This window comes from Frateuria aurantia DSM 6220, from assembly GCF_000242255.2.
Taxonomy (GTDB): domain Bacteria; phylum Pseudomonadota; class Gammaproteobacteria; order Xanthomonadales; family Rhodanobacteraceae; genus Frateuria; species Frateuria aurantia.
The window spans coordinates 1,065,974-1,077,361 of record NC_017033.1 but is presented as its reverse complement, the minus strand read 5'-3'; the positions used below and the strand labels follow the sequence as shown (position 1 = coordinate 1,077,361).

The window sequence follows — 11,388 nt, the reverse complement described above, 5'->3', positions numbered from 1 at the left end:
TCAGATCGCCACATAGCTGACGCGATTGCGGCCCATCCGCGCGGCCCGAGCCTGGGCGGCGGCCAGCTGCAAGCGCAGTTGTTGTTCCAGGCTGCGCAGTTCACCGAGATCGGCACGGCGCACCTCGCGGTCACGAAAGCGCACCACCTGGGCGCCGCTGATCAACGCATCGATCGCGGCCACCACCCGGGTCAGCCGTGCTTGGATTTGGATGACTTCGGGGGATGTCGTTGCCATTTAGCTTGCCTTGCTCCGTGTGCCGCGCCGCGCAGGCCGCGCCCGCGGCGTAGTCGCCACGGCCGGCGGTGTGTCCAGATTGAGTCCGAAGTGCTGCTGGGCGATGCGCAGGGCCGCCACGGCATACACCAGGCAGTCCAGGGCCTCGTTGCGGCGCCCCTTGGCGTCCCAGCGGTAGACCCGCTGGCCCTTCTCGATCTTCATGACCTTGGTTTCAGCGGTCAGCTGCTGCAGCTCGGTCTGATCGCAGATCGCATCATCAGCCGGTAGGTGAATGACGCCCAGCGAGGCTTCGCCCGGGGTCGGCTGCAACTTCAGACGGCTGTAGATCAGCTCCTTGGCGTTGTCGGTACCGACCTCAGTCAGATAGACCCCGGCCTTGTTCTTGGTCCGCGGGAAATTGGCGATCGGCCGCCCGTACCGACTGGCACCTTTGACCGGAATCACCCACTGCACGCCGATGGCCTTGCTCTCGGCATAGACCTCATCGGTGTAATGACCACCCGAGTCCCAGCACCACATCGATACCCGCATCCGGGCACCGTCCTCGCGGGCGAAGATCTCCGCGATCTTTTCCCGCACCTTGCGGCGAAGCTCCTCGCTGGCCGGGTCCCCGTAGAGGATCCAGCGCGAGACCAGCCAACTTTCCTCGCCCGGACCGAACGCCCAGACCCGACCCTCGTAACGGTCATCCTGCGTATCGATGCCACCGACCAGCACGCCGACCCGCGCCGGCAGACCCGGCCAGATCTCGCGGCGACCGTAGAGCTGCTCCCACTCGACCTTCTCGCCGGTTTCTTCCTCCCAGGTCTCGCCCAGGGTGGTGTTGACGAAGGTCTTGAGCTTGTTCGGGTCGCTCTTGGCCTTGAGGAAATCCAGCACGATCCGCGACCAGGTCGTGAACGGGCTGTAAGCCGTCCAGATATGGAAGGTGATCGACTCCGGCGTCGGTACCGGCTCGCAAGCAGAGTCGAAGAAATCCAACCCGTCGCGCGTCCACAGACCGGTGTGCTCGCAGACCCAGCGCCCCTCGGCCTGCAAGGGCTGCAGCTCGTGCTGCCGGATCAGGCAGCCATGGTGCTCGCAGACATACCAGGCATCCGTCGGCTTGTCGGGGTCCCACTTGATGCCGTAGGCGCAATCCTTGCCACCCCACTTCAGCACCTGCTCCTGACCGCAATGCGGGCAAGGCACGGCCAGCCGAAACAGATACGGCGACTCACCCGCCGCAGCTTCGATCTGGCAGGTGCCCTTGATCTTGGGCGTGGAGCCGCGGATCGACTTCGGGAAGGTCGAGCCCTCGATGCGCTTGTCACCGAGGAAAGTCGGACTACCCTCCGATTCCACATCAGGCTCAAAGGCGGCCAACTCATCGTAGATGATGGTGTCGACCGACTTCTCGCGGTAATTCTTGGCCGCGGCGCCGCCCAAGCACCACAGCTGCTTGCGATGGCTGAACCGCTTGGCGGTCAGCGTATTGTCGCGATGCTTGGTGCCGTACCAGGGCGCCAGTGCACGCACGGCCGGCACGTCGCGGATCATCGTCTCGATCTGGCTTTTCATAAAGCCAGCGGCCGCATCGTCCGTCGGCAGCAGCGCGAGGATGTTCCGCTTCTTGTGCTCGGTCTGATAGGCCGCTGCGCACAGCAGCATCTTCGAATAGCCCACGCGGGCCGACTTGATCACGTTGATGGTGCGGATCGAGTCATTGCCCATGGCATTGAGAATCGCGACCTGAAACGGCAGCGTTTCCCAGCGCCCTTCCTGATAGCTCGATTCCGAGCTCAGGTAAAAATGATCGTTGGCCCATTCCACCGGGGTCTGCGGCTCAGGCCGCGCCAGTGGCAGCAGGCCAGCTTTGACCGCGCGGCCCAGCTCATCAATCTGGGCTGGCGAGATACTCATCAAGCAGTCCTGGCAGGCGTTCGTCCAGCCCGGCGGCGCGATTGCGCGCCTTGGCCAGCTCACGCTCCAGCGTTTCCTGATGCCGTGGCTCCAACTCGGGATGTCGCCGACGCATGGTCAGCGGCAGCGTGTCGAGGATCGAGGCGACCTCGGCCGCCAGGCCACTCAGCACGAACATGGCGAAATCCACCGGCACCGAGCGCCGGCGGCTGATATCGTTTTTCAGCTCCTGACCATCGGCCTGAGCCGCGGTCAGACGCAGCTTCTGCTGCAACAGCTTCTCTTCGGCCAACGGGTCCAGATCGAGGTCTTCGAGGGGGGCCGTGTCCGCTTTTACTTGCCCGTTTCCGAGGCCTCTCAGATAGCGAATATAGGCCAGCCGGCATGCGTCCAGATCATAGCCGCCAGTGCCCTTGGAGCTAGGCAGGAAGCCATCTGCGAGCAATCGGCGCACTTGCCGATCGCTCAAATCCAGGTGCTCGGCGATGTCCTTTTGCAGGGCCATTTTTGCTCAACCGGAACCGGACACGGACATGCCGAAAAAAGGTGGTATGTAGCGAAGGATCGCGGTGTTGATCACCCGTAGCAGGCCCAGGGGGGCCTCAGGAGGACCCTAGGTGCGAATGACTCCCATCCATGCCCATTCGGGCGCAAATGGGAATGGATCGCATTTGATGCGGGAAGGCCGCGGGGACCTACCCCACGGCCATCCCCGCGGTCAGATGGCCTTCTTGGCCAGCGCCCAGGCCTCGTCGGCGACCAGCTCGACGTCATGACCGACGGACTTGAGCAGCTCGACGAACTTCTGGCGCGCAGGCTCGACCTTGGCCAGCTCGGCCTTGAGCGCAGCCACCTCGGCCTTCAGTTGCTCGACGGACGGGTCCGCCACGACGGGCTGGGCCTGGACGACATCGGTGCGGACCACGGCGGGCTGCACGGACTGTGCGGGCTGCGCCACGGCGGCGGTGCCGGCGACAGCCGGCTGTACGGGTTCGGTCATGGGTGACTCCTTGACGAAAAGCCGGCGGAACAGCCAGCGGATGGTGGTGATGAAATTCATGGCTGACTCGCCGTGCCGGCCGCGGCCGGTTGCTGTGATCGGATGAAAGCCTGCAGCGCCTTCACTTGTGCGTCGGCATCGGCGCCGACTCGAACAACTGCTGCTGCAGCTGCTGCCTGTACGTCGGTAACTGCATGAGGCTGGCCGGTACCGGTGCTGGCTGCGGGCACTGCAGTTGCGGCCGGACAACGCCAGACTGGGCGCAGCCGGATACGAGCAGCACGCAGATCAGCAGCGATCGAAGTGGCCGTTTGTTCGGCATGGGCTTTGTCCTTCTCGTATTGCGCCGCGACCGCGTTGGCCGCAGCGGTGTTGTTGCGCTCGGTCTGCAGCGTCAGCTGCAGCTGCACGTTGGCCGCATGGGCATCGTCGCGGGCCGCGATAGCCTTCGCCGCTGCCCGCGTCTCGTGGATGTCGTGCCAGCTGACACCAGCCACAGCCAGCACCAGGGCAATGATGATTCCGGCCATGACGCGCATCAGGTATGGCCCTCGCACAGCGCACGCTCGGCCGCGCGACGCCGTATCAATCCGGGTTGCGGCTGGCCCGCGGCATACACGTACAGCGAGATCGCGGCGCACGCGCCCGGCATGTCGCCGGCATTGGCCTTGGCAGCGATCGATGACCGGCAGAACTGTCCGACGCCGATATTGAAGGCCGTTGAAGTGAACGCGCCCCATTGGTAGCTGGTCATCGGTCCATGGATGCAGGCCTGCACGCCACGAGCGGCCGCGCCGACATCACTGGCGAACCAGGCTTGGCACTGCGCCTCGCTGTATCGCTGGCCGACAACCACGCCCGAGCCGGTGTGGCCAAGGCATGCCGTCGGCACACCAGCGAGATCGGCGTAGCCCACAGGGCTGTTGCCTTCCGATGGCGCGATGATCCAGCCTGCGATGGCCACAGCCAAACCGAACAGGCCGGCGACGGCCGCGGGCTTACGGGAGATTGCCATCGTCTTCACTCCGCACGCCCCGCTGGTTCCAGTGCGCCAGCAGGTGGATCATCATCAAGAGGGTGTACAGCGCAGTCAGGGCACCGGTGACCACGCCCCAATTGACGCCGCCCATCCATTGCCAGAAACCTGTGATCTCGCCATACAGCCACGCTACGGGCGGCGAGATCTTCGCCACCGCGAGTGCGGCTTCTTTGCTCATGCTCATTCTCCGGGCATAAAAAAACCCGCAGCCGCGGGAATGCCTGTTCAGTGGATAGGACCGTCAGTTCGGCAAGGCGAACATCGGCAGGATGACTTGCGCTTCCAGCTTCTCGCGCCGGGCCCGCAACTGAGGCAAGGCGCGCTTGCGTTCGAGCATCAGGCGCGAGCCGATGGATGCCCGGGTCAGCGAGCTGGCGTTCTCGATCTCGAGGCGTTGCAGCTCCTGCCAGGCGGTCAGCGACCGGGAGATGCCTTCGCGGCGCGCGCTGCCAAATGCCCGCACCAGCGCTACCTTGAGCGACCGGACCCGCACGGTGTTGCGGCTGTAGGTAAGCAGCAAATAGCACTGATCTTCAGACAGCATTGCCACCTCACGTGACTGGCTGCCACCCGGGGTTTCAAAGGGTCGCGTTTCAAACGCGACCCTTCCGAACTGCGCAAAGTCATCGCGATAACGGCGTAGCAGCTCGAGCACATTCTTGTGCTGGATCCCCAGAGATGAGGCGATATCCATACTGCCGACACGATGCTCGCCATCCAGCGTAACGAGTTCGATAACGTGGCTCATGAGCGTCCCACTTCGTGGATATTGTTGCTATCACTGTATCCACTTGGATACAATTGGCCTATGAACTACATCGTCAAGCAGACCGATGGCTTCCGTAGCTGGATCGCTTCGGTCAAAGACCTCAAGGCGAAGATCGCTGTTGCTCGGCGCATCGAACGTGCTTCACAGGGCAACTTCGGTGATCACAAGCCTGTTGGCGACGGTGTGTCAGAGCTGCGGATCCCAACAGGCCCTGGCTACCGGGTGTACTACACGATTCGCAACCTTCAGATCGTCATTCTGCTCTGCGGTGGCGACAAAAGTAGCCAAAGCGCAGATATCAACAAGGCCAAGCAGTTGGCCAAGGAGATCCAAAATGACCACGAAACTGACTGACTTCGATCTCTCCAGCTTGCTCGACAGCGAAGAAGCGATTACCGAATACCTCAACCAGGTGATGGTCGATGGTGATCAGGACGAACTGCTCCGCGCCTTCAGCCATGTTGCCAAGGCGCAGGGTATGAGCGAGATTGCCCGCAAGTCAGGCCTTGGGCGGGAAAGCCTTTACAAAGCACTGACTCCCGGCAGCAAGCCGCGATTCGAAACGATGGCCCGGATCAGCAGTGCCTTGGGTCTGGCGATGCAATTCACCGTGTCGCCAATGAAGGCTGCGACGCAGTAACTGACCCGTTGCAAGGTGGCGTAAAAAAGCCCCACAAGATTGCGGGGCTTTCGTCACGATAGGGAATTTACCCTCAAAAATGGTAGTGCTGCACGCTACCAGTGCGAGGCGGCTTACGCGGCCGCCCGTCCAAACCTTCGCTGAGCGACACCCACCTCGCTTGTGCAGCGATCCAGCAGCCACTCATATACCCGGCGCCATCCGTTGTTCATGTAGGTGACATGGGACCGTCCAATCATCTCTGCCCGCTCTCGATCACTCATCGCCCCCGATGCGCCGGAGTCCGCATCGCCATGGTGACCGGTGCGCAGCTCGAAAAGCACCGCGTCCCGAAGTGCCGCGTACACCGGTGACGGCTGCAGCAATCCCTGTTGCACCTTTCCCCAGCTCGGCCAGCGATTGGCATGCGCCAGGGCATAGGCATCCTGCGCACGCCGGCGGCCGACATCGGGTGTCGCCACCATAAGCATCGCATCCAGCATTGCGCTCTCCCTGATGCGCCACTCATTGGCCAGCAGCTCCATCACAGCCGCATCCAGCTGTGCCCGCGTGCGGTCGGCGCCACCGGGCCACCAGACATGGCAAAGCAGCTCACGGCCGAGTCCGGCCGGCACGAACGCCAGCGCGGCGGCAATGTCCTGTGCACTCAGCTCGACAACGCCGCCGGCCGAGTCGGAGTAGGTTTGGGTCTTGGGGTTCAGCCGGCCAAGCATTTTGCCGATGTGTGCCATGTTGTTCAGATCCTCGTTCGTCAATTCGTTGCTGCCGCCGGCTGTGTCCGGCAATCGTTCAACCATTCCGGACTTGCCGGCTCATCGGCCCAGGCCTCGACCGCGTTGCGCCCAATCCATCGCCCACCGATGCACCAACCCAGATCTGGGCGCCATGACCCGAATGTCGGGCGCTGGTACACCTTCTCGATCACCAAGTAGCGTCCCTGCGCCGGCGGCTGGCTGCCGCGCGTCCAGGCAATCACGCGACACCTGTCATGCAGAGGTACTCGAGTATCGCGGCCTGTGCTTGCTCCCATCCACGACACACGACGACGTGATAACCACGGGCGGCCAGCTCGCGGTGCCAGACCTTCTGGACCGAACTGACGGCGCCGCCTACGGTGCGCTTCATCTCCACGAACAACCCGTGATGCGGGCCGCGCGGCGCCGGCAGGAACAGGTCGGGCACACCTGGGCGAACGCCCTCGGCCCGCAGCTTCGCCGCCACCAGCTTGTGGCGCTGCCCGCCGTTAGGGATGGCGAACAACAGCGCCAGATCCGGGTGACGCTTCACGGCTGCGGCAGCCCAGCGCATCAGTGCGACCTGCTCGGCGTGCTCAGTGGCCACGCAATGCATTTTCACCTGTCCATCTCCCTTATCGCATGCTGGGTGCGCAGAACGCCTTCGGCGTGAAAGAGCCTCAACTGCAAAAAAAACTCTTCGAGGATAGGGGGGCGTCTAACCAGCACAGCATTGCAAGCTGAGCAGGCCCATGCCCCCAACTCGTCATCTGAGCTCATTTCGATATCGAAGTAGACATCCATTGGGTAACGTGCAAATACCGTCGTCTCGGGGTCTCCATTGCACGTGCCTGCGATTCCGATCATGCAAGGCTGCCCTTTTGCCAGCTGGCGAGCCTTCGACATCTCGGATGTGCTCGCTTGCTCATCCTTTGCTCCTGGATATTTCATCCATGCAATGAACCCTGCACTCCATGCGCACATGGGTAGACAGCAAAATGCACCGGCCCATAGACCATGAAGGTGACTGGCAACCCAAAACAGGCCAAAGAACAGAAGAACGCCGGCGATAGAACCACCCGCTACCCAGGATGCCGTGAACACTGCCTTTCTCATACCGCCACCTCCCGCATCACCGCCCGCGCGCCGGCCAGTAGTTGCTCCTGGTACTCGAGCAGCTCGTCGTCAGTACCGTACCGCTCGTGGAATGCCCGGCTGCCGGTGGCCACGCTGGGGCCGAACATGCGCACCATATCGGCGGTACCGGCCGACTCGAACGGCGGCACGGCACGGTGGTGCCAGGGACAGAGTCCGATGGTGTACTCATGACCGCGCCGCCGACCGCCAGACAGCAGGTGATGCGCTTCAGCCACGCCGAAGAATGCCGTGGGTCGACCAGCAGCTCGGTTCATCTGGCAGCAGATGCATCCAAGCTCCTTCACCATGACGATCCGGTCGCGCTGGACGGCCGTGGCCTGCGCCGCATGACGACCGCCCTTCACAGCAATCCCTCCCGGGCTTTGCGGCGTGCGACACACATCGGGCACGGGCCGTTGATAGCTCGGCCGCGCCAGTCCCTGTCCGGAGGCAACGGGATACCATGCTCCGGGCACGTCGGCCGGGGCTTGCGGCGGCCATGCATCAGCGGGGCAATCCGGCGGGGTTCACGAAACATCGGACCGCCCCACATGCCTTTGTTGCGCCCCTCGACCAGGCGGATCGGAGCCAGCTTCTGGTTGTAGCCGTCGGCATCGACCCAGCGCTGAATGTCACGGCGGATCGTTGCCACATCATGGATCCGCGTGAACACGCCCACGATCTGCTCCGGATGGTCGTGAGCCGTCATCTGGGTCGATTGCGTGGTGGCGATGTACAGGGCCGCGTCACCGCTGGGACGAATCACCAGAGCCCATTCGAAGGTCGACTGACGAACGTGCTCGCGCACGATGCCAGCCAGATCAAACACGCTCTGCCGGTTACCAAGGATCAATTTGAAGGCCCTCACGGTGCCACCTCGAACTCAATGCAGGCAGCTGCATCGCCCTGGCCGGCAGGTCGCTCGGCATAGCCGCAGCTCTTGCTGGTGCTGGGAATGAAATGAGCGCACTGCCCGCAGGTCATCGGCTTGGAGGGATCACCCAAGCGGGCGAAGCGCAGGGACAGCTCGGTGGCATGGGTGCCGGGCGGCAGGTTGATGATCACGCCGCCTGCCCCTTTCCGTGTTCTAGTGCTGCCGCCTGACCAATGCGGGCAACCTCGTCGCTGATCCGCGTGATCCGTAGCGGGCTCCCGTTGGACCCGCCATTCATCACGGCCAGGGCCCTGTGCTCGTCGCCGATCAGCACCGGGCGAACACGGTTGAAGCCATTGAGGCGATTCTGAGCCTCGTGGTTCCCGATCAGGTGGCTGGGGTAATCCGGAAGCTCGCGGCGAAGGCGATAGGCGCCAAAGCGTCGCTCGAAGTCCCGTGCAACGAAAGGCAGCTCATCCACCATCGTTTGACAGAGCTTCGACCAGCCGCCCATGTCGAAGATCACGGCATGGATCAGCGGCTCATCGAAGACCACCGACTGGTTGCCGCCGACCGACCGAATGGCCCTGTCGACTTTCGACCAAGCCGTCATGCCCTGGCTGCTGGTCGAGCCTTCAAGCAAGCGGGTGATATCGGCCACCTTCGGCGCCCACTGGCCGCGATCCGGGTCACGAGCGTGCAGCGTGAATGCACGGCTCACGTCCTGGAACTCGTGCATCTTCAGCCCGTCCCAGAACACCGAGAGCATGAACTCGCTCACGTCCTTGGCGTAGTAGGCCATGACCTCCGAGAGCATCTCGGCAAAACCATTCATATCACCCGATTGCATATTCAGCCTCCTGGGGCTCTTCGTTGGCAGAGCTGGCCCAACGCTGGGCGACACTGCGGTTGCGGTTCTCGATGGCTTCCTGCTTGTTCTGTGCGATCCCAGCGCCACCGGCGCGGACCGGCGCCGGTCGCTTGGCGTCCTCGATCTGGCCAATCGCCTTGCGGGCGATGTAGTTGGCATTGGGCGCCCTGCCGTCCTCGATCTGCTGCTGCGTGATCGCGACGAGGTGATCCGTCGACGCTCCGGCCTGGATAGCCGCCCGCAGGTTCGGTAGCGCGGGATTAGCGCTGGTAACCCCAAGACGGCGCAGTGCCTTGCAGGCGTCAATCACCCTGCCATCCAGATCCTCTGCCGGCGCATTTGCCGTGCGCGCGGAAAAGACCTCCCCTAGAACCTCAGTTCCCAAGTCTTGAGCAACTTCACCTACGGAGAGGTTTACTGGCTCTTGGGTATTGGCTGTTGGGTAATGGGTATTGGGTAATGGCTCTTGGTTAGCCGTAACGTCACGCGTGACGTTACGTGACGGAGCCTGTGACTTACGCTGTGACTTCACCTCATCAAGCATGTGGCGGAGCTGCTGCATGGAGGCGTTGAAGTCGGGCACCACCCCGTAGGTCGCCAGCTCATCGAACAGCGCCGAGCGACGTGCGCGGGCCTTTGCCTGGCGTTCTGCAGCACCGCGTTTCTGATCTGCATCGTCGGCCATGGTGGAGTGGAAGCGCAGCACCTCGTGATGTGCGCGGCGATTGATCCAAACCCCATCCTTCAGGTCAAAGAACTCGTCCAGGATGTTGTCGACGGCCTCCCGTTCCTCGGGCGTGCGTGCACGTGCCAGGCGGTACTGCTTCCCATCGGGAATGCCCGCCTCAGAAGCATAATGGTGATCGAGCAGGATCATGTAGACCCCATGCTCCAGCAGGGACAGATGGCCGGTATCCCGGGCGTAGTCGCCGATATGGCGCTGGTAATAGTTCACCGTGCTTTCCTCCGCTCGGCTTCCTGCAAGGCTTCGCTTGCCTGCCGCTGCATGCTCGACAAAATGCCCATGGCCTTTGCACTGGAAAGGATGAAGGCCGGCAGATCGTCGGCGTCCAGATGATTGATCACGCCGTCCTCGGCAATAGGCGCGAAGTCACGCAGGACGTCGGCCATGGACTGCATGATGTCGCCGGTCCATGCCGCTGTATGGCCGCCACTGGGGATCGGCGCAGGCAGTAAGCCATAGCGGGCCGACAGCTCCGTGAGCGCCTTGTCACGCCACTGGTCGGGCAATGCCATGACCCATGGCTCTTCCAGATCGTCAGGGAACTCAGCGACCCGCCCTTTCACCCAGCGCTCAACGATCTGCCGGTTGTGGCGGCGATCAGCTTCGAACCGCTCACCGGTGGCATCATCACAAGGCTGGCGCAGGTTGGTGTCCTGGCTCGCCGGCGGGATCAAGGTGAAGTACAGCTCCTGGATCCGGTCCGCGTAGTTCATCAGGTTGAGATCGCCAGCGTTGAAGGCATCGCGGGCGATGCTCCGGACCAGGTCTTTGCGGGAGGCATGAAAAACGATACTCATGGCACTGACGCCCTTGGAATGCGACAGTTCAGTCATTGGTATTCACCGGAAGATGGAGTCCATGGAAAGATTTGCGCGAGACCATCAACGCAAGATTCTTGAAGAGCTGCTTAAGGCATACCCGCAGCAACAAGACTTTTGTCAGGCCATCAAGAACGACCCGACTGGCGAAGTCGCACGCAACCTGCACTATCTCGATGAGCACGGAATGATTGCTGCGCATCTTGAGACATACGTTGAGGATCCCTCCCAATACGGGATGGCTCGAGCGCGCATAACGGCCGCCGGCATTGACTTCATGCGTGCTGACGGAGGGCTCAGCGCCATCCTTGGAACGGTGACCGTCAAGCTTCATGAGGACACCCTCCGTCAGCTGCTTGAGGCTCAGGTCCAGCGCATGAGCATTCCGGACGAGGACAAGAAAGGCTGGTTACAGGTTCTTCGTGACGCACGGGGCGATGCCATAGGACGCCTGGTCGAAAAGCTGATCGACGCGGGCTGGTCGACGCTGTCGCCAGCACCGAGTGTGCTTGGAACACTGCTTCGCCAGTTCGTATCCGGTGGAAGCTGATGTCGAGACAGTCCGTCAACGGAAGCACGATGCAGTCAACTTCGACAGAGTCGTCTTCGATAAACATGC

20 protein-coding genes are annotated in these 11,388 nt (G+C 62.5%); 3 read left to right on the top strand and 17 right to left on the bottom strand.

Annotated elements, in window-relative coordinates:
• The 8 genes from FRAAU_RS04895 to FRAAU_RS04860 all read right to left on the bottom strand — a co-directional run bounded on the left by FRAAU_RS04895 (position 1) and on the right by FRAAU_RS04860 (position 4,929).
• Positions 1–237, bottom strand: a complete 237-nt coding sequence (locus FRAAU_RS04895; protein ID WP_014402463.1) for a hypothetical protein — start codon at positions 235–237, stop codon at positions 1–3.
• Positions 238–2,142 (bottom strand): phage terminase large subunit family protein, encoded by a 1,905-nt coding sequence (locus FRAAU_RS04890; protein ID WP_014402462.1) that lies wholly within the window; start codon positions 2,140–2,142, stop codon positions 238–240.
• The gene (locus FRAAU_RS04885) at positions 2,117–2,647 is read right to left on the bottom strand and encodes a terminase small subunit (RefSeq protein WP_014402461.1); all 531 of its coding nucleotides are present in this window, start codon (positions 2,645–2,647) and stop codon (positions 2,117–2,119) included. The genes FRAAU_RS04890 and FRAAU_RS04885 overlap by 26 nt, the downstream gene beginning before the upstream one ends.
• Positions 2,648–2,860: 213 nt before the next feature.
• Complete coding sequence (locus FRAAU_RS04880) at positions 2,861–3,142, bottom strand: hypothetical protein (RefSeq protein ID WP_156803339.1); 282 nt, start codon at positions 3,140–3,142, stop codon at positions 2,861–2,863.
• A 56-nt stretch (positions 3,143–3,198) separates the two neighbouring features.
• Positions 3,199–3,681, bottom strand: a complete 483-nt coding sequence (locus FRAAU_RS04875) for a hypothetical protein (RefSeq protein ID WP_156803338.1) — start codon at positions 3,679–3,681, stop codon at positions 3,199–3,201.
• Complete coding sequence (locus FRAAU_RS04870) at positions 3,681–4,157, bottom strand: lysozyme (protein ID WP_014402458.1); 477 nt, start codon at positions 4,155–4,157, stop codon at positions 3,681–3,683. Before FRAAU_RS04870 ends, FRAAU_RS04875 begins: the two co-directional genes overlap by 1 nt.
• Positions 4,141–4,359, bottom strand: coding sequence for a hypothetical protein (locus tag FRAAU_RS04865; RefSeq protein WP_014402457.1), 219 nt, complete (start codon positions 4,357–4,359; stop codon positions 4,141–4,143). Before FRAAU_RS04865 ends, FRAAU_RS04870 begins: the two co-directional genes overlap by 17 nt.
• 63 nt (positions 4,360–4,422) lie before the next feature.
• Positions 4,423–4,929, bottom strand: a complete 507-nt coding sequence (locus tag FRAAU_RS04860) for a Rha family transcriptional regulator (RefSeq protein ID WP_014402456.1) — start codon at positions 4,927–4,929, stop codon at positions 4,423–4,425.
• Between the two features lie 60 nt (positions 4,930–4,989).
• On the opposite strand from FRAAU_RS04860, the gene FRAAU_RS04855 reads away from it, so the two are divergent.
• Positions 4,990–5,304 (top strand): type II toxin-antitoxin system RelE/ParE family toxin, encoded by a 315-nt coding sequence (locus FRAAU_RS04855; protein WP_014402455.1) that lies wholly within the window; start codon positions 4,990–4,992, stop codon positions 5,302–5,304.
• The gene (locus FRAAU_RS04850) at positions 5,285–5,590 is read left to right on the top strand and encodes an addiction module antidote protein (RefSeq protein WP_014402454.1); all 306 of its coding nucleotides are present in this window, start codon (positions 5,285–5,287) and stop codon (positions 5,588–5,590) included. Before FRAAU_RS04855 ends, FRAAU_RS04850 begins: the two co-directional genes overlap by 20 nt.
• Before the next feature lie 113 nt (positions 5,591–5,703).
• Here the strand turns inward: FRAAU_RS04850 and FRAAU_RS04845 are convergent, their stop codons facing one another.
• The 9 genes from FRAAU_RS04845 to FRAAU_RS16335 form a co-directional block, all read right to left on the bottom strand.
• Entirely contained in the window at positions 5,704–6,387 is a 684-nt protein-coding gene (locus tag FRAAU_RS04845) for a hypothetical protein (RefSeq protein ID WP_014402453.1), read from the bottom strand.
• A 175-nt stretch (positions 6,388–6,562) separates the two neighbouring features.
• Positions 6,563–6,940: a VRR-NUC domain-containing protein gene (locus tag FRAAU_RS04840; RefSeq protein WP_014402452.1), complete on the bottom strand. Its 378-nt coding sequence runs from the start codon at positions 6,938–6,940 to the stop codon at positions 6,563–6,565.
• Between the two features lie 2 nt (positions 6,941–6,942).
• A complete protein-coding gene (locus tag FRAAU_RS04835; RefSeq protein WP_245546435.1) occupies positions 6,943–7,440 on the bottom strand; it encodes a DUF1364 domain-containing protein in 498 nt (165 codons plus the stop codon).
• Complete coding sequence (locus FRAAU_RS04830) at positions 7,437–7,826, bottom strand: Ref family protein (RefSeq protein WP_014402450.1); 390 nt, start codon at positions 7,824–7,826, stop codon at positions 7,437–7,439. Before FRAAU_RS04830 ends, FRAAU_RS04835 begins: the two co-directional genes overlap by 4 nt.
• Positions 7,823–8,329 (bottom strand): hypothetical protein, encoded by a 507-nt coding sequence (locus FRAAU_RS04825; RefSeq protein ID WP_014402449.1) that lies wholly within the window; start codon positions 8,327–8,329, stop codon positions 7,823–7,825. Before FRAAU_RS04825 ends, FRAAU_RS04830 begins: the two co-directional genes overlap by 4 nt.
• Complete coding sequence (locus FRAAU_RS04820) at positions 8,326–8,526, bottom strand: hypothetical protein (RefSeq protein ID WP_014402448.1); 201 nt, start codon at positions 8,524–8,526, stop codon at positions 8,326–8,328. Before FRAAU_RS04820 ends, FRAAU_RS04825 begins: the two co-directional genes overlap by 4 nt.
• Positions 8,523–9,185 carry a DUF6475 domain-containing protein gene (locus FRAAU_RS04815; protein ID WP_014402447.1) on the bottom strand — a complete coding sequence of 221 codons (663 nt, stop codon included), beginning with the start codon at positions 9,183–9,185 and terminating at the stop codon, positions 8,523–8,525. Before FRAAU_RS04815 ends, FRAAU_RS04820 begins: the two co-directional genes overlap by 4 nt.
• Complete coding sequence (locus FRAAU_RS16340) at positions 9,172–10,161, bottom strand: YdaU family protein (protein WP_014402446.1); 990 nt, start codon at positions 10,159–10,161, stop codon at positions 9,172–9,174. The genes FRAAU_RS04815 and FRAAU_RS16340 overlap by 14 nt, the downstream gene beginning before the upstream one ends.
• Positions 10,158–10,748, bottom strand: a complete 591-nt coding sequence (locus FRAAU_RS16335) for a hypothetical protein (RefSeq protein ID WP_052317791.1) — start codon at positions 10,746–10,748, stop codon at positions 10,158–10,160. The genes FRAAU_RS16340 and FRAAU_RS16335 overlap by 4 nt, the downstream gene beginning before the upstream one ends.
• Between FRAAU_RS16335 and FRAAU_RS04800 the strand changes: the two genes are divergently transcribed.
• On the top strand, positions 10,747–11,319 hold the full coding sequence (locus FRAAU_RS04800; protein ID WP_041270378.1) for a hypothetical protein: 573 nt from the start codon (positions 10,747–10,749) through the stop codon (positions 11,317–11,319). The genes FRAAU_RS16335 and FRAAU_RS04800 overlap by 2 nt on opposite strands.
• The last annotated feature ends 69 nt before the right edge of the window (positions 11,320–11,388 follow it).